Origin of the sequence: Janthinobacterium woesei (genome assembly GCF_051380875.1) — a bacterium.
GTDB lineage: Bacteria > Pseudomonadota > Gammaproteobacteria > Burkholderiales > Burkholderiaceae_D > Janthinobacterium.
The window spans coordinates 172,625-192,593 of the sequence record NZ_JBNYXW010000013.1 but is presented as its reverse complement, the minus strand read 5'-3'; the positions used below and the strand labels follow the sequence as shown (position 1 = coordinate 192,593).

Below are 19,969 nucleotides of genomic sequence, written 5' to 3'. Positions count from 1 at the left end.
ACGGAGAGCCGGGCGTCAAGACAATCTGGCTTGGGATGAAAGAGGTCTATGTCGCAGCGAAAACAATGGGGAAATTACGCGACCGAGCTAACGCCAAGAATTGTGTATAACGGCGTGCCTTAGAACGGATATACCAACCATAAAATTTGACATAGCTGATTGAAAAAAAGCCGCTATCTCCCGACAGCGGCTTTCTCATTCCTACCCGGCAGCAGCGTCTTGAACTAAGACGCCGCGCCGCAAATAGCTGAATTACCCAACAAACTTCCGTGCATTCCTGAACATGCGCATCCAAGGCGAATCCTCGCCCCATGCTTCAGGGTGATACGACTGTTGAACGCTGCGGAACACCCGCTCCGCGTGCGGCATCAGCACCGTGAAGCGGCCGTCTGGCGTGGTCACCGAGGTGATGCCTTCCGGCGAGCCGTTCGGGTTGTATGGGTAGGCTTCGGTAGCGGCGCCCTTGTTGTCGACGAAGCGCATGGCTTTGCTGACCTGGGTGATGTCGCCCGTTTGCGAGAAGTCAGCATAGCCTTCGCCGTGGGCGATGGCGATGCCTGCTTGCGTGCCTGCCATGCCGTTGAAGAAGATCGATGGGGAGTCCATCACTTCGACCATGGCAAAGCGGCCTTCGAATTTCTCCGATTTGTTGCGCGTGAACTTCGGCCACGCGTGGGCGCCGGGGATGATGGATTTCAAGTTGCTCATCATCTGGCAGCCGTTGCAGATGCCCAGGCCGAAGCTGTCCATGCGGTTGAAGAAGCGCGCAAACTGTTCCGCCAGGCTGGCGTTGAACAGAATCGTCTTGGCCCAGCCTTCGCCGGCGCCCAGCACGTCGCCGTACGAGAAACCGCCCACGGCGATGACGCCCTGGAAGTCGTCCAGCTTGACGCGGCCGGCAATCAGGTCACTCATGTGCACATCGACGGCCGTGAAGCCTGCCTGGTGCATCACATACGCCGTTTCGATATGCGAGTTGACGCCCTGCTCGCGCAGGATGGCGACGCGCGGACGCACGCCGGTGGCGATGAATGGCGCGGCGATGTTGTCGTTCTGGTCGAAGGTGACGATAGGCGACATACCCGGGTCTTGCACGTCCAGCAGGCGGTCGTATTCGGCGTCCGCGCAAGCCGGATTGTCGCGCAGGCGGGCGATGCGCCAGCTCGTTTCGCTCCACAGGCGGTGCAGGGCTGCACGCGGCTGGGTGTAGACCAGCTTGGCATCGCGGGTGAATTCGATCACGTCGCGGTCGTTCAATTTGCCGATGATATGGCTGCAGGCGCCCAGATTGAACGTGCGCAGCACGTCCATCACCAAGGACTTTTCTTCCGCGCGCACCTGGATGACGGCGCCCAGCTCTTCGCTGAACAAGGCGCGCAAGGTCAGTTCGTTGCGGCGTTCCGCTACCTGGCCAGTCCAGTTCTTGGCGTCGCCCCAGTCGCTGGAATGCTCGCCTTCCATGGTCAGCATGTCCAGGTTGACGGACATGCCGGTGTGGCCGGCGAAGGCCATTTCCGTCAGGGTGGCGTACAGGCCGCCGTCCGAACGGTCATGGTAGGCCAGCAGTTTGTCGTCGCTATTGAGTTTCTGGATGGCCGCGAAGAAGCCTTTCAAGTCTTCCGCGCTGTCCACGTCCGGCGTCTCATTGCCCAGTTGCCCCATGACTTGCGCCAGCGCCGAGGCACCCAAACGATTTTTGCCGCGGCCCAGGTCGATCAGGATCAGCGAGGTGTCGCCCGCATCCGTTTTCAGTTGCGGCGTGAGCGATTTACGCACGTCCGTCACTGGCGCGAACGAGGAGACGATCAAGGATACTGGCGAGGTGACCGATTTGGCCGCGCCCGTGGCGTCGTCTTTCCAGGTGGTGCGCATGGACAGCGAATCCTTGCCGACAGGGATGCTGATACCCAGCGCCGGGCACAGTTCCATGCCGACGGCTTTCACCGTGTCGTACAGAGCTGCGTCCTGGCCAGGCTGGCCGCAGGCGGCCATCCAGTTGGCGGACAATTTGATGTCGGAGATGTCTGCAATGGCGGCAGCGGCGATGTTGGTGACGGCTTCGCCCACTGCCATGCGGCCGGAAGCGGCGGCGTCGATGACGGCCAGCGGCGTGCGTTCGCCCATGGCCATCGCCTCACCCAGGTAGCCTTCAAAGCTCATGGTGGTGACGGCGCAATCGGCCACCGGCACTTGCCATGGACCCACCATCTGGTCGCGCACGGTCATGCCGCCCACGCTGCGGTCGCCAATGGTGATGAGGAACGATTTGTCGGCCACGGTTGGCAGCAGCAGCACTTTTTGCGCCACATCAACCAGGTCCATGCCGGTCAGGTCGATGGCCGGGAAGTCGTTGGCCACGTGGATCACGTCGCGCTGCATTTTTGGCGGCTTGCCCAGCAAGACGTCCATCGGCATGTCGACTGGCTCGTTGCCCAGTTCCGTGTCGATCAGTTTGAGTTGACGCTCTTCGGTGGCCACGCCCACGGCGGCGAACAGGCAGCGTTCGCGTTCGCACATGGCCTTGAACAGTGGCAGGCTTTCCGGCGCGATGGCCAGGACGTAGCGTTCCTGCGACTCATTGCTCCAGATTTCCTTCGGCGCCATGCCCGATTCTTCCAGCGGGATCTTGCGCAAGTCGAAAATCGCGCCGCGCTTGGCGTCGTTGGTGATTTCCGGGAAAGCGTTCGACAAGCCGCCAGCACCCACATCGTGGATCGAGATGATCGGATTATCCACGCCCATTTGCCAGCAAGCGTTGATCACTTCCTGGGCGCGGCGTTCCATTTCCGGGTTGCCGCGCTGGACGGAATCAAAATCGAGGTCGGCCGTATTACTGCCGGTGGTCATCGACGAGGCGGCGCTGCCGCCCATGCCGATGCGCATGCCGGGGCCGCCGAGCTGCACCAGCAGGCTGCCGACGGGGATGTCGTTCTTGTGCGTGTGCTGCGCCGAGATATTGCCGATGCCGCCGGCGATCATGATCGGCTTGTGGTAGCCGAACACGGCGTCCGGGGCGCCAGCGTCTTTCGCGCCGACGTTCTGTTCATACGTGCGGAAATAGCCGCCCAATACCGGACGGCCAAATTCGTTCGAGAACGCGGCGCCGCCCAATGGGCCTTCGATCATGATTTGCAGTGCCGAGGCGATGCGCTCCGGTTTGCCGTATTGATCTGCATGATCTGCATCAATGCGGGCATTCAGTGGCGCCGTCACGGACGCTGCCGTTTCCCAGCTGCGCACGGCGTCTGGCAGCGACAAATTCGATACGGTGAAACCGGTGAGGCCCGCTTTCGGCTTGGCGCCACGGCCCGTCGCGCCTTCGTCGCGGATCTCGCCGCCCGCGCCCGTGGAGGCGCCAGGGAATGGCGAGATGGCCGTCGGGTGGTTATGCGTTTCCACCTTCATCAGGGTGTGCGTCAGTTCCGTCGATGCCGCATATTCGTGGTTTGCACCGCGCGGGTAGAAGCGGGAGACTGTCGCGCCTTCCATGATCGATGAATTGTCACTGTAGGCGACGACCGTGCCCTTGGGCTGCAGTTCATGCGTGTTCTTGATCATGCCGAACAGGGACTTTGGCTGCACCACGCCGTCGATGGTCCAGTCGGCGTTGAAGATCTTGTGGCGGCAATGCTCGCTGTTCGCCTGCGCAAACATCATCAGCTCCACGTCGGTCGGGTTGCGGCCAGCCTTGGTGAAGGCGGCGTCCAGGTAGTCGATCTCGTCGTCCGACATCGCCAGGCCCAGCTCGGTGTTCGCCGTTTCCAGGGCAAGCTTGCCCTGTCCCAGCAAGTCGATCGATTCGAGTGGGCGCGCTTCCAGGGTGCGGAACAAGTCCTTGGCCTGGTCGGCGCTGCGCAGCACGGATTCGGTCATGCGGTCGTGCAGCAGGTCGGCCACGGCCTGCACCTGCTCGTCCGTCAGCTTCTTGGCCGCGCCGATGGCGCTGCCCAGGATGCCCGATTTCAGGTTGATGCGGAAAGCGATACCGCGTTCGACGCGCTTGATGTGCGCCATGCCGCAGTTGTGCGCGATGTCGGTGGCTTTCGAGGCCCACGGCGAAATCGTGCCGAAACGCGGGATGACGAAAAATTCTTCGGCAGCGCCTTCCGTGTTGTCAGCTTCGGCTGGCTCACCATACGTCAGCAAGGCGCCCAGGCGCGTGCTGTCGTCGTTGCTGAGGGGCGCGCTGGCATCGATGAAATGGACATAGCGTGCTTGTACGGCAACAATCGCAGGCGAGACGGCTTGCAGTTGGCTTAACAGACGGTGGCTACGGAAAACGGACAGGGCATTGGAACCCGGCAGTATCAACATGATTGGAAGGTGGTTGATGCAGCGTGGCTGCGGGTTAAAGGTAGGCATGACAATATCTTAAGTACGGCAAATTTCCTTTGCGCGCATTATACCCGTTTTACCCCTTCCTTATTACCGCAACTTGGGACTTTGCGGCCATTTTGCCCCGTACAGTGGCAAGTTTCCACCTTGCAGCAACAACGTCAGGCAATCACATAGCGGTTCTTGCCTTCCCGCTTGGCCTGGTACAGCGCGTCATCGGCTGCCCGGTAGCTGTGGCCCAGCTCCCTGCCCCGGTCCAGCTCGGCGACGCCCACGCTGATCGAGACGAGGTGCCCGGACTGGAAGGCATGGCTGACGGCATCGACCAGGGCGCTGGCAAACGCGCGCACGGCATCGCGGTCGCCCGCGTAGACGACGCCGAATTCTTCGCCGCCCAGGCGGCCGCACAAATGGCCTTGCGCCTTGTCTGCGATGATGACGGCCGTCTGCACCAGCACCGCGTCACCTGCATCATGTCCTTGCAAGTCGTTGATATTCTTGAAATTATCGATATCGATCATGAGGAAATACAGCATGCCGCCGCGGGGCGCGCCATGCATCTGCTGCGCGCGCTGCGTGAACATGCGGCGGTTGTTGAGGCCCGTCAAGCTGTCCTGGAAAGCCAGCCGCGTCAATTCCTGCCTGGAGTGATAGTTGCGCAAACGCAATAAACTGAAACTGACATTCAGCGCCAGCCCGAACAGCACGCTGACGGTGATCATCAGCGGCACCCAGGGCTGGTCGGGCAAGCCCGCATTCACGGGATACAGGCCATGGCCCATATTCCACCACACGCCGGCCACCACGGCCAGGTAACTGAGCCCGCCATTGAAGATGGAGGCAATCGCCAGGGTCATGAAGACGCCCACGGGCAAGACCCAGAAGCTGGCGTGATGGACGGCGTCGGCCATGGTGCGCAGGCCAAAGGTCAGGGTCAGCACGGCGCAGGCGCCGGTAATGGTCAGTACGGGCAAGGTGCTGCAGCGGTAGCGCACGATCAGGCTGGCCAGCATGCCCAGCAGCGCCAGCACGGCATACGGCAGATTCGGCTGGAACGCAGGCGGCATCAGCAGCCAGGTCAGGCTGTAGGCGATGATGCCCAGCAGCTGCGTCACCATGCCGACGCGGTGCAGTTCGGCAAAATAGGTGTGCTGCTGCTCGCTGTTGCCGCCAAATGCGAGGGGGACGGCAACGCGCCGCAGCGTGCTCAGAGTAGGAAAAGCCATGACGGGGGACATCCTGATAAAGGTAAAGCGCCAGCGGTCCCGCCACTGTGTCAGTCACTGCGCTAGACGCGTGCCGCGAGGGCCGAATGCAGTTGTATTTAGAATACGCTTTCCCGGGTGACGATGCAAGACACTCTTGCAAGTAACGTGCCTGCAAGCAACGGTATCCGGCCAGCCACGCTGCGGCATTTTCCGCTGCGGCGGCAAGCATGCAATACGGCGCAAAGCAACAGTTGCATGGCATCGCCCTGCCCTGCGTTCAATTCGCTGCATTTTATTGGCAATGCGGCATGGCTTTGCAGTATGCTGATAAAAAATACTAGTGAGTATGGTTAGTATTCTTTGGCAACTAACCTGCAGTAGCGAACCGCAGATGCGCACACAGATGAACGAAAGCTGAACCATGCCAGAATATAGCGACTTGTCTGTCCTGATCGTCGACCCGAACCCCAGCATGCGGGGCAATCTGCACAATATGCTGAACCAGGCAGCCATCACCAAGGTGGAATATGCCGTCAATTCCGGCACGGCCATCCGGCTGCTGATGAAGAAACCGTTCGACATCATCCTGTGTGAATACGATCTTGGTAGTGGCACGGACGGCCAGGATGGCCAGCAATTGCTGGAAGACTTGCGCCACCACAAACTGATCGGGCTATGGACGATCTTCATCATGTTGACGTCCGAAGCCATCCACAGCAAGGTCATCAGCGCGGCCGAACTGACGCCGGCCGACTATATATTGAAACCGTTCACGGTCGATGTGCTGAGCGGGCGCATCGAGCGCGCCATCGAGCGCCGCGCCATCTTCCTGCCCACCTATCAGCTGATCGACAAGGGCGACTTGCGCGAAGCCGTCAAAAGCTGCCGCGCGGCCGAACTGCAGCACCCGCGCCTGGCGGCCGATTTCGCCCGTTTGCGCGCCGAGCTGCACCTCACGCTGGGTGAATGGCGCGAAGCGGAGCACATCTACGCCGACACGCTGGCCACGCGGCCCATGGCCTGGGCCCATCTGGGCCTGGCGCGCACCCTGTTCGAGCAGCAGCGCCACGAAGATGCGCAAGTCACGCTGCTCGCACTGGTCGAGCAGAGTCCCCGCTTCATGGCCGCCTACGATCTGCTGGCGCAAAACCATGAAGCCATGGGCCAGCAGCTGCAGGCGAAGAAAATCCTCGAAGACGCGGTGGCCATTTCGCCGCACATGGTGCGCCGGCTGCGCCACCTGGGCGGCATCGCGTTTGACACGGGCGACATTGGCGCCGCCGAGCGGGCCTACAAACAGGTGGTCACCAAAGCCAAATATTCTGAATTTCGCGACCCGGAAGACCACGTCAATCTGCTCAAGACGCTGGTAAAGAAAGGCGATGCGCCGCAAGCGAGCGGTGTATTGCGCGATATGGAACGTTCCCTGCGCGGCGGCGCCAACGTGGAAGCGTGCCGCGCCATCTCGGCCGCCATGCTGCATGAGTTGTCGGGCAACGACATCGCCGCGGCCAGCGAACTGCAACTGGCCGCGCGCGCCCTCGACGGCGCGCGCGGCCTGTCGACGCAGCTCAAAGTGGGGCTGGTGCAAAGCTGCCTGAAGAACAACCTGGAGCAGGCGGCATCTGACGTCATGCTCAAACTCGTCAACGAGGCGGACAGCGAAGTGACGATGGAAGCGGCCGTGGACGTGTTTGAAAAGGCGGGACGCCATGATCTGGCGCAAGGCATGGGCCAGCAAATCAGCAACCAGGTGCAGGAACTGATGCAGGATGCGGCCAGCAAGTCGGAAAACGGCGAACTCAAGGGGGCCGTATTCGTACTGCGCCAGGCCCTGCGCAAGACGCCTGGCAACCTGCCCGTGCTATTCGCCTCCGTCGACGCCATCTTGCGCCAGCTCAATATGCTGGGCTGGGAAGCGCCGCTGGCCGAACAGGCGCAGCACCAGATGCAGGTGATCCGCAAGCTCGACCCCAGGCATCCGAAGCTGGAGTCGCTCAAGCAGCAGTATGCGGCCACGCAGCACAAGTACGGTATTGCGACCTGAGCCTGGTCCTTGCTTTTGCGCTTGGGTCCGGAGCCATCAGAACGCTTATTCCGCCAACGATGCCATGTCAATGACAAAGCGATAACGCACATCGCTCTTCACGACGCGCTCGAACGCTTCATTGATATCCTGGATGCGGATGATTTCAATGTCGGAAACAATATTGTGCTTGCCGCAGAAGTCCAGCATTTCCTGGGTTTCCTTGATCGAGCCGATCATGGAGCCGGACAGGCTGCGGCGCGCACCGACCAGGCCGAAGGCGCTGATCGGCGGCACGGCGCCGTCCGGGATGCCGACGATGACCATGCTGCCGTCCACTTTCAGCAGGTTGATGTACTGGTTCCAGTCGATGGAGGCGCCCACGGTGCAGATGATCAGGTCAAACGTGCCGGCCAGCTTGCTGAAGGTTTCCGCGTCGTTGGTGGCGTAGTAATGGTCGGCGCCCAGGCGCAGGCCGTCTTCGCGCTTCGACAGCGTTTGGCTCAGCACCGTCACTTCGGCGCCCATGGCGTGGGCAATCTTGACGCCCATGTGGCCCAGGCCGCCCATGCCCAGGATCGCCACCTGCTTGCCAGGGCCGGCTTTCCAGTGGTTCAGCGGCGAATACAGGGTGATGCCGGCGCACAGCAGCGGCGCGGCGGCGTCCAGTGGCAGGTTGTCGGGAATCGACAACACATAGCCTTCCTTGACGACGATGCTGTCCGAATAGCCGCCTTGCGCAACCGTCTTGCCATCCGCTTCGACGCCGTTGTAGGTCTGGATCAAGCCTGGCATGTACTGTTCCAGGTCCACGTTGCGTGTCTTGCAGGTGGTGCAGGAATCGACGAAGCAGCCCACGCCCACGTGGTCACCCACCTTGAACTTGGTCACATCAAAGCCGACGGCCGTGACGATACCGGCGATTTCATGGCCCGGCACCATCGGGAAGGCGGCGCCGCCCCATTCGTCGCGCGCCTGGTGGATGTCGGAATGGCACACGCCGCAATACTTGATCGAGATGGCCACGTCGTCGGCGCGCGGGGCGCGGCGCTCGAACGAGAACGGTTGCAGTGCGGAGGTGGGACCCAGTGCGGCGTAGCCTTTGGCGATGGTAGTCATGAAAACTCCTATATATATGTGACGGGAAGATGTGACGAGACAGACGCGTGCCATGCATGCGATGAATGCGATGAATGCGATGAATGCGATGAATGCGACTAGTGTGCGGCAAATGCGCGGCGCGCGTTACCGTGATCCTGCAAGACCTTTGCACGATCCTCCAAATCTGCGTAAGATCAAGCGTTCTCCGCCTCGCCTGCCGCATACTGACCCACATGTCCACACAGATTCCCCCGCAAGATGAAATCGCCGCCCTGATCAGCCGCCACGCGCCGCGCAATGGCGACTACACGACGGCCATCGGCAACCTCACCTTCCACCGCCAGTCCTCGACTACCGAGTCGCTGTTCCACGCGGCGCGCCCCAGCGTGGCGCTGATCGCGCAAGGGGCCAAGCATGTCACGCTGGGCACGGAAACCTTCCATTACAGCCGCATGCAGTATCTGCTGACGTCCGTCGACCTGCCGGTGCAGGTGCGCGTGGTGGAAGCGAGCGAGGAAGCGCCGCATTTGTGCGTGGTGCTGGGCGTCGACATCGCCGACGTGGCCGCGCTGCTCGATAGTGAAAGTGCCAGCGCCAGCGCGATGCGGCAGAAAATCATCCCCGCCACGCGCGGCATCTCCGTCAGCGACGTTTCGCCCGAGCTGCTCGACGCCATGCTGCGCCTGGTGCGCCTGCTCGACCAACCGGACGATATCGCCACCCTGGCACCCCTGGTCCGCCGCGAACTGACCTACCGCCTGCTGCATGGCCCCGTGGGCGCACGCTTGCGCCACATGGCGCTGGCCAGCAGCCAGTCGCACCAGGTGGGGCAAGCCATCGACTGGATCAAGCACCATTACGCGCAGCCGCTGCGCATCGAACACCTGGCCGGCATAGCGAACATGAGCATGTCGTCCTTGCACCACCACTTCAAGGCCATTACCGCCATGACGCCGGTGCAGTACCAGAAGCTGCTGCGCCTGCAGGAAGCGCGGCGGCTGATGCTGGTCGAGAGAATCGACGCGGGCACGGCCGGCTACCGGGTCGGCTACGCCAGCGAATCGCAGTTCAGCCGCGAATACAGCCGCCAGTTCGGCCGCGCCCCCATGCGCGACGTGGGCCAGGTGCGCGCGCAGCTCAGTGGCACCACCGCCTACGCGACGCCATAGTTGCCTGCTGATTTGCCTACACGCTGCGCCGTGCATTAGAATCTGCCCTCCCCTCACTGGACGGCGCTCCGCCATGGCACGATGACCGATTCCTGTTCCTCCGGCAGACGCATGCTGCTGCGCCGCCTGTCAGGCCTGCTGGCCGCCGGCATCGCGCCGCAGCTGACACCCGCCTGGGCCCATGACGGCCCCGCCAGCGACCACGCACCGATCGCGCCAGCCAGCGGCGACACCTTGAGCGTCGTCGGGCCGTGGGAATTAACGGGGCTGGAGCCGTCGCGTGGCGGCTACATGTTTACCCGCATGGAAGTGGTGCAAACCCTGCTCGACGCCGACGACCAGGGCCGCTTGCTGCCGGCGCTGGCCAGCGACTGGGAAGTGTCGCAAGATGGCCTGGAATGGCGCTTCTTCATCACCCAGGGTAAATTATTCCACGACGGCACGCCGCTGACGGCCGGCACGGTGCTCGTCTCGCTGCAGCGCGCGCTGGCCACGCCCGGCGTGCTGCGCCTTGCCCGCATCAGCAGCATCGGGGCCGCGCGCGGCGCCATCGTCGTGACCCTGGCGCAGCCGTACGCGCCGCTGCCCTATCTGTTCACGCATTCGGGCACGCAAGTACTGGCACCCGCATCGTATGGCGCCAACGGGCGCGTGCTGCGCATCATCGGCAGCGGCCCATACAAAATTACGTCCATCGCGCTGCCGCAACAGTTCGATGTGGCGTATTTCAACGGCTGGCGCGGCGAACCGCCTGCCGTGCGCCGCGCCCGTTATATCAGCGTCTCGCGCGCAGAAACGCGCACCCTGATGGTGCAAAGCGGCCAGGCCGACCTGGCCTTCTCGCTGGACCCGCCCAGCATCCGCCGCCTGCTGCGCCAGCCCAACGTGCAGTTGGTGGCCGCGCCGCTGCCGCGCACCACTTTCTTGAAACTCAACGCCGGCCATCCGCTGCTGGCAGACGTGCGCGTGCGGCGCGCCATCAGCCTGGCGCTGGACCGCGACGGCATCGCCCGCGCCCTGCTGCGCGACGCCGACCTGGCCGCCACGCAGCTATTCCCGCCCGCGATGGCCCTTTGGCATCAGCCGAACATGGCGCCCCTGCGCAGCGATCCCGCTGCTGCGCGCGCGCTGCTGCGCCAGGCCGGCTATCTGCCGGGGCCAGACGGCATCGCGCAGCGCGATGGCAAGCGCCTGGCCCTCACATTGACCACCTTTGTCGACCGCCCCGAACTGCCGCTGATCGCCACGGCGGTGCAGGAAGAACTGCGCCAGATCGGCATCGCCATCAAGGTCGTGGTGGGCAATTCCAGCGACATACCCGCCGGCCACCGCAGCGGCGCGCTGGAAATCGCCCTCGTGGCGCGCAATTTCGGCAACCTGCCCGATCCCGTCGCCACCCTGGCCGACGATTACGGCGTGCATGGCGGCGACTGGGGCGCCATGGGCTGGCATAGCCCGTCCGTCAGCGCCGCGCTGGCGCGCCTGTCTGGCGGCGCGCCAGCTGGCAACACGCAGGCGGCGCAGCTGCGCGGGACAATAGCGGGCGAGCTGCAGCAAGGCTTGCCGGTGATTCCCATCGTCTGGTACCGCCAGACGATGGCCGTGTCGCGCCGCGTGTCGGGCGTGAGCATCGACCCGTTCGAGCGCAGCTATCGGCTCTCTTCCATCACCTGGCAAGCCCCCGCATGAAGATCCTCCTCAAAGCCTTGCTGCAGGCGCTGCTGGTGGCCCTGCTGGTGGGCACCCTGTGCTTTTTCATGACGCGCATGCTGCCCGGCGATATCGCCTACCGCATCGCGGCGGGCCGCTATGGCTATGACATGGTCGACGCGCAAGCCGTGCGCATCGAACTGGGGCTGGACCGCGCGCCGCTGGCCGCCCTGGCCGACTGGTGGGGGCGCTTGCTGCGTTTCGACCTGGGCATCTCGCTGGTGACGGCGCAGCCGGTCATCGATGAAATCCGCATGCAGCTGGGCCAGACCCTGCGATTGTCGCTGATGGCCGTGCTGCTGTCGCTGCCGCTGGGCCCCTTGCCCGGCGTACTGGCCGGCCTGCGCCCGGGCGGCTGGTTCGACAGGGTCAACCTGGCGCTATCCGTGCTGCTGCGCGCCCTGCCGCCGTTTGTGCTGGCCTTGCTGCTGGTGCTGGCCTTCGCCGTGCAGCTGCAGGCGCTGCCCGCCGCCGGCCATGCCGACCATGGCAGCCTGCTGCTGCCCGCGCTGACCCTGGCGCTGGGCCTGGCCGCCGTGTCTTCACGGGTGGCGCGCGACGCCATGGCGGCCGTGCGCGCCTCGGCGTACTACGCCTTCGCGCTCACCAAGGGCCTCTCCGCCAGTCAAGCATTGCGGCGCCATGGCGCGCGCAACGTCGCCACGCCCGTCGTCGCCTACACGGCCGTGCAGCTGGTGTATCTGGTGGAAGGCGTGGTGCTGGTGGAAACCATCTTTGCCTGGCCCGGCATCGGCCACGCGCTGGTGCACGCCATCTTTGCCCGTGACGTGCCCATGATCCAGGGCACGGCGCTGGTTCTGGGCTGGCTGTTCGTGCTGTTTAACTGCATCGTCGACCTGGCTTGCGCCGCGCTCGACCCGCGTACGAGGCAACAATGAGAGCGCGATCATTCTCGCAGCGCGCCGGCTTGCTGATCCTGCTGTCAGTTGCCGCCTTCGCCCTCTTCGGCCCGGCGCTGGTGGGCATCGACCCGGCGCGCCAGGTTCTGTCGCGCTTTCTCGAAACACCGAGCCTGGCGCACCCGCTGGGCCTGGACCACCTGGGCCGCAGCATGCTGGCGCGCCTGGCGCATGGGGCGCAGCTGTCGCTGTCCATGGCCGTGCTGAGCGTATTGAGCGCCGCCCTCCCCGGCACCGCCCTGGGATTGCTGGCCGCCTGGCGCGGCGGCTGGCTGGACCGCGTGCTGGGCGCACTCGCCGACGCCGTGCTGGCCTTGCCGGGCCTGTTGCTGGTGCTGCTGCTGGCGGCCTTTGCGCCAGGTCAATTCTGGCCTTTATACCTGGGCATCTCGCTGGCCTTGTGGGTCGAATACTTCCGCGTCACGCGCAGCGCCGCCGCCATCCTGCTGGCCAGCCCGCAGGTGGAAGCCTCGCGCCTGCTGGGTTTTGGCTCCGCCTACATCGTGCGCCGCCACCTGGCGCCCGCGCTGCTGCCGCGCCTGGCCACCCTGATGCGCTTTGGCATTGGCGGCGCCGTACTGGCCATGGCGGCCTTGGGCTTCATCGGCGTGGGCCTGCAGCCGCCCACGGCGGAACTGGGCGTGATGATGATCGAACTGCTGCCGTACTACAGCGAAGCGCCCTGGCTGGTGGCCGCGCCCGTGGCGCTGTTATTTTTGACCATGCTGGGCCTGATGCTGGCCGGGCGCGCTGGAATGCAGGCATGAGCGAACAAACTTACCTGGAAGCAACGAACCTGGCCGTCATCGAGGCGAACAGCGGCGCGCGGCTGATCAAGGGCGCCAGCCTGCGCCTGGCCACCGGCGGCGCGCTGACCCTGCTGGGCGAAAGCGGCTCCGGCAAATCCCTGCTGGCGCACGCCATCATGGGCACGCTGGCCGCCGGCCTGCGCGCCGAAGGAACTATCCGCATTGGCGAGCACCGTTACGACGCAGGGGACCAGGCTGGGAGGCAAGCGCTGTGGGGGCGCGACGTGGCGCTGCTGCCGCAGGAACCGTGGCTGGCATTGGATCCCACCATGCGCGTGCAGCAGCAGGTGGCGGAAACACATGCACTGGTGGCGGGCTTGCCGGCAACTGCAGCGCGCGAAGCGGCCCTGCGCGACTTGGCGCGGCTGGGCATGCAGCATGCAGCGCCGCTGTATCCGCACCAGATCTCGGGCGGCATGGCGCAGCGCGTGGCCTTCCTCGCCACCCATGCGGCCGGGGCGCGCCTGTTGATCGTCGATGAACCGACCAAAGGCCTCGATGCCGGCCGGCGCGCCGACATGTTAGCCATGCTGCGCGCGGCGCAAGGCGAAGGCATGGCCGTGCTGTGCATCACGCACGATGTGCGGCTGGCCCGCGCGCTGGGCGGCAACGTCGCCGTCATGCTCGATGGCGATATTGTCGAACAAGGAGATACGCATACCGTGCTGGCGCAGCCCACGCACGCCTACACGCGGGCGCTGCTGGCGGCCGACCCGGCCAGCTGGCCAGCGTGGAAACCTGACACTGCGCCGGGCGAGATCGTCGCCCGCGTGGACAAAGTGGCCAAGGCGTTTGGCCCGTGCGCGCTGTTTACCAGCATCAGCGCGGAGATACGCCACGGCGAAATCGTCGCCATCACGGGCGAGAGCGGCGCCGGCAAGACCACCTTCGGCAATCTGCTATTGGGACTCTTGCGCCCCGATGCGGGCACGGTAACGCGCGCAAGCGGCTTGCCGCGCACGGCCTTCCAGAAGCTGTACCAGGACCCGGCCGCCGCTTTTGCGCCCGGCACCAGCCTGGAAACGGCGCTGCGCGACGTCGTCAAGCTGCATGGCCTGGCCTGGGACGCCGTGCCGCCGCTGCTGGCGCGGCTGCGCCTGGGCGCACACTTGCTGGCGCGCCTGCCATCGCAAGTGTCGGGCGGCGAGCTGCAGCGCTTTGCGCTGGCGCGCGTGCTGCTGCTGAAACCTGCGCTGATCTTCGCCGACGAACCCACCTCGCGCCTCGACCCCATCACCCAGCAAGAAACCCTGGCCCTGCTGCTGGAGACGGCCAGTGCCAGCGGCTGCGCCGTGCTGCTCGTCACGCACGACGCGCAGATTGCGCGCGCCGTGGCGCAGCGGCAAATCGGCCTGCACGCGTGATTTACGCCGCGCCAAAGCCGCCCCCGCCTGGCGTTTCGATGACGAACACGTCGCCCGCCTGCATCAGCGTCTTGCCGATATGCGGCAAGTACTCCACCGTGCCATCGACGCGCTCCACAACATTGCGTCCCAGCGCGCCCGGCGCGCCGCCATCCATGCCGAACGGCGGCACAATCCGGTTGTTTGACAGAATGGCCGCCGTCATCGCCTCCAGGAAGCGCACCCTGCGCACGCCGCCATTGCCGCCGTGCCAGCGCCCCACGCCGCCGGAGCCAGGACGGATGGCGTAGCTGTCGAGGCGCACGGGAAAGCGCCATTCCAGGATTTCCGGGTCCGTCAGGCGCGAATTGGTCATGTTCGTCTGCACCACGTCCGTACCGTCGAAACCGGGGCCGGCGCCCGAGCCACCCGATATCGTCTCGTAGTACTGGTACTTCTCGTTGCCAAACGTGAAATTATTCATCGTCCCCTGCGAAGCCGCCATGGCCCCCAGCGCGCCATACAGGGCATTCGTGATGCAGGTCGAGGTTTCCACATTGCCCGACACGACGGCGGCGGGATACCGGGGATTGAGCATGGAAGCGGGCGGGATGATCACGCTCAAAGGCTTCAGGCAGCCTGCATTGAGGGGAATCTCGTCGTCCACCAGGGTGCGGAACACATACAGCACGGCCGCCATGCAGACGGCGGACGGCGCATTGAAGTTGTTCGGCAGCTCGCTGGTGGTGCCGGTGAAGTCGACGACGGCGCTGCGCTCGGCAATGTTGACGCGAATAGCCACCTGTATGCGCGCGCCGTTGTCCAGCTCCAGCACATACTCGCCATCCTTCAGAGTCGTCATGACGCGCCGCACGGCTTCCTCGGCGTTGTCCTGCACGTGGCCCATATAGGCTTGCACCACGTCCAGGCCAAAATGCGCGACCATCTTGTGCAATTCATCAAAGCCTTTCTGGTTGGCCGCCACCTGGGCGCGCAAATCGGCCAGGTTTTGTCGCGGATTGCGCGCCGGCCAGCGTGCTCCTGCCAGCAGGGCCAGCGTGTCGTCTTCCCGCAATAGCCCCGTGGCGCCGTCGACCAGCTTGAAATTGTCGATCAACACGCCCTCTTGCTCGATATGCGTGGAATCGGGCGGCATCGAGCCTGGCGTGGTGCCGCCGATGTCGGCATGGTGGCCGCGCGAACCCACGTAAAACAGGATCGCCGCCCCCTTCTCGTCGAACACGGGCGAAATCACCGTCACGTCGGGCAAATGCGTGCCGCCGTGGTAGGGATCATTGAGCATATACACGTCGCCCGGCTGCATCAGGCCTGCATTGCGCGTCATGACAGTGCGGATGCTCTCGCCCATGGAACCCAGGTGCACGGGCATGTGCGGCGCATTGGCGATCAGCTTGCCTTGCGCGTCGAAGATGGCGCAGCTGAAATCGAGCCGCTCCTTGATATTGACGGAATGGGCGGTATTTTGCAGGCGCAAGCCCATCTGCCCGGCGATCGACATGAACAGGTTATTGAAAATTTCCAGCATCACGGGGTCGGCCTGGGCCGCTGTTTGCATCCCCTGGGTGCGCCGCGCTGGCAAGGCGGCGACCCTGTGCAAGATCAAATGGCCGTGCGGCGTGACTTGCGCGCGCCAGTCCGGCTCGATGACGGTGGTGGCGTTGGCGTCGCTGACGATGGCCGGGCCGTCGATGGCGTCGCCGGGGCGCAAGCTTTCTGCCGCATACAGGCCGCTTTGCCGCCACGCACCGGCGCTATACATGGCCACCATTGCCACGGGCGCCAGCGCGCCAGCGCGCGCCGCAAACGCGGGTGCAGCAGAGGAAGACGTTGGAGCATCAGAGGCGCCGATGGCTTCCACGGAAATGGCTTCGACGATCAGCGCGCGCGCCGGCATCAGGAAGGAAAAACGCTTTTTGTACGCCGCTTCGAACTGCGCCTGCATGCCGGCGAGCGTATCGAACAGCACCACCAGCGGGGAATCCGTGCCTTCGTAGCGCAGGTGCACGCGCTGCACCAGCGAAATGCGATGCTGCTGCACGCCCTGGCGCAGCAAGTCGCCCTGCGCCTGCGCGCCCAGTGCCGCAAGTTCACCCGCCAGGTCCGCGCCCAATGTTGCTTCGATGGCCTTTTCCCGCATGGCGCTCTGGTCGGCCAGGCCCATGCCATAGGCCGACATCACGCCCGCCAGGCGGTGGATGAAAACCGTGCGCATGCCCAGCGCATCGGCCACCAGGCACGCATGCTGGCCGCCCGCGCCGCCAAAGCTGGTGAGGGTGTAGCCGGTCACGTCGTGGCCACGCTGCACGGAAATCTGCTTGATGGCGTTGGCCATGTTAGCCACGGCGATGGCGATATAGCCTTCGGCCACTTGTTCCGGGGTAGAGCCCACCGTGCGCGCCAGCGCCTCGAACTGGGCGCGCACGGTGGCCGCGTCCAGCGCTTCATTGGCGTCTGGCCCGAAGACGCGGGGAAAGAACGATGGCTGCAGCTTGCCCAGCATGACGTTGCAGTCGGTGACGGCCAGCGGGCCGCCGCGCCGGTAGCTGGCGGGGCCGGGATTGGCGCCCGCGCTGTCCGGGCCCACCTTGTAGCGGGCGCCGTCGAAATGCAGGATGGAGCCGCCGCCCGCCGCCACCGTGTGGATGCTCATCATCGGTGCGCGCATGCGCACGCCGGCAATCTGCGTCTCGAACACGCGCTCGAACTCACCCGCGTAGTGCGACACGTCGGTCGAGGTGCCACCCATGTCGAAGCCGATCACCTTGTCGAAGCCGGCCAGCGCGCTGGCGCGCACCATGCCGACGATGCCGCCCGCGGGGCCGGACAGGATGCTGTCCTTGCCCTAGAAGGCGCGCGCATCCGTCAAGCCGCCATTTGACTGCATGAATTGCAGGTGCACGCCGGGCAGTTCTTGCGCCAGCTGGTCGACGTAGCGGCGCAATATCGGCGACAGATAGGCGTCGACCACCGTGGTGTCGCCGCGCGCCACCAGTTTCATCATCGGGCTGACTTCATGCGAGACGGACACCTGCGTGAAACCGGCCTCGCGCGCCAGCTGCGCCACCCGCGCCTCGTGCGCGTGGTAGCGGTAGCCATGCATCAATACGATCGCGATGGCCCGCAGGCCGCGCGCATGGGCTTGCGCCAACGCCGCCTGCGCGGCCGGCTCGTCGAGCGTTGTCACCACCTCGCCGTGCGCCCCCATGCGTTCATTGATCTCGATCACTTCGCCATACAGCAGTTCAGGCAAGATGATCTGGCGCGCGAACAGCTGCGGGCGGTTCTGGTAGGCGATGCGCAAGGCGTCGCGAAAACCACGCGTGATGGCCAGCACGGTCGGCTCGCCCTTGCGTTCGAGCAGCGCATTCGTCGCCACCGTGGTGCCCATCTTGATGGCACCCACCGCCTCGGCGGGCAGCGGCGCATCGGGCGCAAGGCCCATCAGCTGGCGCATGCCCGCCAGCGCCGCGTCGCGGTACTGGCCCGGATTTTCCGACAGCAGCTTGTGCGTGGCCAGGCTGCCGTCAGGACGGCGCGCCACGATGTCCGTAAAGGTGCCGCCCCGGTCGATCCAGAATTGCCAGTCCATCGTCTTGCCCCCATGCTTGTGTGAAATCCTGTGTGAGACGGCTATTGTAGCTGCCAAATCAGGGCGCGTTTCAAGCGCGCGCGCCTTGCCTTCTGCACCGATCGGCCGTATGTTGAAGGCATACCGACAAATGGAGCGCTACATGAGGAAAACACCATGGCCCTGACCGACTCTGCCAGCAGCACCCATCCGCTGTACTCCATCGCCGAACTGCGCGCCATCGAACAGGCCGCGATGCAGGACTTGCCGCAAGGCTTGCTGATGCAGCGCGCCGGCCAAGCCGCCGCCAGCGCCGCCCTGAAGCTGCTGCATGGCCAGCAAGACGGCGACAGCGGGGGCCACATGCGGGTACTGGTATTGGCCGGCCCCGGCGACAACGGCGGCGACGCACTGGAAGCGGCCGTCCACCTGGCCGGCAGCGGCATCGAAGTGCTGGTGTGGCTGGCGCCCGAAGCGCGCGCCACCTCGCCCGAGCGCGAACTGGCCCTGAGCCGCACCCGCAACAGCACGGCGCGCTGCATCGACGCCGACACCAGCATGGCTTCGGTAGCCGTCGGCGCGGCGCCGTGGGATCTGGTCATCGATGGCCTGTTCGGCATCGGTGCTTCGCGCCCGCTCGATGGCGAATGCCGCGAGATAGCGCAACTGGTGAACAATCTGGAATGCCCCGTGCTGGCGCTCGACGTGCCCAGTGGCCTGCATGCGGACACGGGCGCCATCGACGGCGTCGCCATCCGCGCCACGCACACCTTGACCTTCATCGGCGACAAACCTGGCCTGCACACGGCTAACGGCCGCGATCTGGCGGGCGAAGTGGAAGTGGCCTCGCTGGCCATCGACCCCGTCCTGCTGCCGCCTGCCAGGGCGCAGCTGAACGGCTTGCAGCTGTTTGCCCGCCAGTTGCAGCCGCGCCGGCAAAACACGCACAAGGGCAGCTATGGCAGCGTGGCCATCATCGGCGGCGCGCAAGGCATGGCGGGCGCGCCCATCCTGTCGGCGCGCACGGCGCTGCATGCGGGCGCCGGCAGAGTGGTCATCGCCTTCCCCGAGGCGCCACCGGCGTTTGACAGCGGCCAGCCGGAACTGATGTGCCGCCGCGCGCAAGACGTCGATTTCTCGGGTTTCCACTTTGCCGCACTGGTGGCCGGGCCGGGCCTGGGCGACAAGGGTCACACGGTGGAACTGCTGCAGCGGGCGTTTGAGAGCGACAGCCCCCTGCTGCTGGACGCCGATGCCCTGAACCTGATGGCGGCCGAACCGGAACTGCAGTCGGCACTGGCCACGCGCACGGGCGTGGGCGCGACAATATTGACGCCGCATCCGCTGGAAGCGGCGCGTTTGCTCGACATGACGGTGGCCGAAGTGCAGGCCGACCGCCTGGGCGCGGCGCGCCAGCTGGCCGCGCAGCTGGGCGTGATCGTCGTATTGAAAGGTTCGGGCACGGTCATTGCCGCGCCCGATGGCGGCGTGGTGGTCAACAACACGGGTGGCCCCGCGCTGGCCACGGCGGGCACGGGCGATGTGCTGGCCGGCCTGTGCGGCAGCCTGCTGGCGCAAGGCTGGCCCGAATGGGAAGCGGCCGTCGGCGCCGTCTGGCTGCATGGCGCGGCCGCCGATGCGCTGGTGGCGGCAGGCAGCGGCCCCATTGGCCTGACGGCCGGTGAATTGATACCGGCCATACGCCAATTGATCAATGCCTTGTCAGTCGATCAGGGGCAGACCCGGCGGGTCTGACCCG

10 protein-coding genes and 1 pseudogene are annotated in these 19,969 nt (G+C 65.0%); 7 read left to right on the top strand and 4 right to left on the bottom strand.

Annotation, left to right across the window (positions count from 1 at the left end; genetic code table 11):
• Window positions 1-252 precede the first annotated feature (252 nt).
• Together purL and ACQ4W6_RS16965 are read right to left on the bottom strand one after the other, a co-directional pair.
• Window positions 253-4,314 carry a phosphoribosylformylglycinamidine synthase gene (gene purL / locus ACQ4W6_RS16970; RefSeq protein WP_436568343.1) on the bottom strand — a complete coding sequence of 1,354 codons (4,062 nt, stop codon included), beginning with the start codon at window positions 4,312-4,314 and terminating at the stop codon, window positions 253-255.
• 182 nt (window positions 4,315-4,496) lie between these two features.
• On the bottom strand, window positions 4,497-5,561 hold the full coding sequence (locus ACQ4W6_RS16965) for a GGDEF domain-containing protein (RefSeq protein WP_436568329.1): 1,065 nt from the start codon (window positions 5,559-5,561) through the stop codon (window positions 4,497-4,499).
• A gap of 403 nt (window positions 5,562-5,964) precedes the next feature.
• On the opposite strand from ACQ4W6_RS16965, the gene ACQ4W6_RS16960 reads away from it, so the two are divergent.
• On the top strand, window positions 5,965-7,590 hold the full coding sequence (locus ACQ4W6_RS16960) for a response regulator (protein ID WP_436568328.1): 1,626 nt from the start codon (window positions 5,965-5,967) through the stop codon (window positions 7,588-7,590).
• 45 nt (window positions 7,591-7,635) lie between these two features.
• On the opposite strand, the gene ACQ4W6_RS16955 is transcribed toward ACQ4W6_RS16960, so the two are convergent.
• Window positions 7,636-8,688 carry an NAD(P)-dependent alcohol dehydrogenase gene (locus tag ACQ4W6_RS16955; protein ID WP_436568327.1) on the bottom strand — a complete coding sequence of 351 codons (1,053 nt, stop codon included), beginning with the start codon at window positions 8,686-8,688 and terminating at the stop codon, window positions 7,636-7,638.
• A 215-nt stretch (window positions 8,689-8,903) separates the two neighbouring features.
• On the opposite strand from ACQ4W6_RS16955, the gene ACQ4W6_RS16950 reads away from it, so the two are divergent.
• The 5 genes from ACQ4W6_RS16950 to ACQ4W6_RS16930 all read left to right on the top strand — a co-directional run bounded on the left by ACQ4W6_RS16950 (window position 8,904) and on the right by ACQ4W6_RS16930 (window position 14,642).
• The gene (locus tag ACQ4W6_RS16950; protein ID WP_436568326.1) at window positions 8,904-9,839 is read left to right on the top strand and encodes an AraC family transcriptional regulator; all 936 of its coding nucleotides are present in this window, start codon (window positions 8,904-8,906) and stop codon (window positions 9,837-9,839) included.
• Window positions 9,840-9,950: 111 nt separating this feature from the next.
• Entirely contained in the window at window positions 9,951-11,528 is a 1,578-nt protein-coding gene (locus tag ACQ4W6_RS16945) for an ABC transporter substrate-binding protein (RefSeq protein WP_436568325.1), read from the top strand.
• Window positions 11,525-12,448 (top strand): ABC transporter permease, encoded by a 924-nt coding sequence (locus ACQ4W6_RS16940; protein ID WP_436568324.1) that lies wholly within the window; start codon window positions 11,525-11,527, stop codon window positions 12,446-12,448. The genes ACQ4W6_RS16945 and ACQ4W6_RS16940 overlap by 4 nt, the downstream gene beginning before the upstream one ends.
• A complete protein-coding gene (locus tag ACQ4W6_RS16935) occupies window positions 12,445-13,236 on the top strand; it encodes an ABC transporter permease (protein ID WP_436568323.1) in 792 nt (263 codons plus the stop codon). The genes ACQ4W6_RS16940 and ACQ4W6_RS16935 overlap by 4 nt, the downstream gene beginning before the upstream one ends.
• Entirely contained in the window at window positions 13,233-14,642 is a 1,410-nt protein-coding gene (locus ACQ4W6_RS16930) for an ABC transporter ATP-binding protein (RefSeq protein ID WP_436568322.1), read from the top strand. The genes ACQ4W6_RS16935 and ACQ4W6_RS16930 overlap by 4 nt, the downstream gene beginning before the upstream one ends.
• A gap of 1 nt (window position 14,643) precedes the next feature.
• On the opposite strand, the pseudogene ACQ4W6_RS16925 reads toward ACQ4W6_RS16930, so the two are convergent.
• Window positions 14,644-18,231: pseudogene (locus ACQ4W6_RS16925) on the bottom strand (hydantoinase B/oxoprolinase family protein).
• 156 nt (window positions 18,232-18,387) lie between these two features.
• Here ACQ4W6_RS16925 and ACQ4W6_RS16920 point away from each other — a divergent pair.
• Window positions 18,388-19,965 carry an NAD(P)H-hydrate dehydratase gene (locus ACQ4W6_RS16920; protein ID WP_436568321.1) on the top strand — a complete coding sequence of 526 codons (1,578 nt, stop codon included), beginning with the start codon at window positions 18,388-18,390 and terminating at the stop codon, window positions 19,963-19,965.
• The last annotated feature ends 4 nt before the right edge of the window (window positions 19,966-19,969 follow it).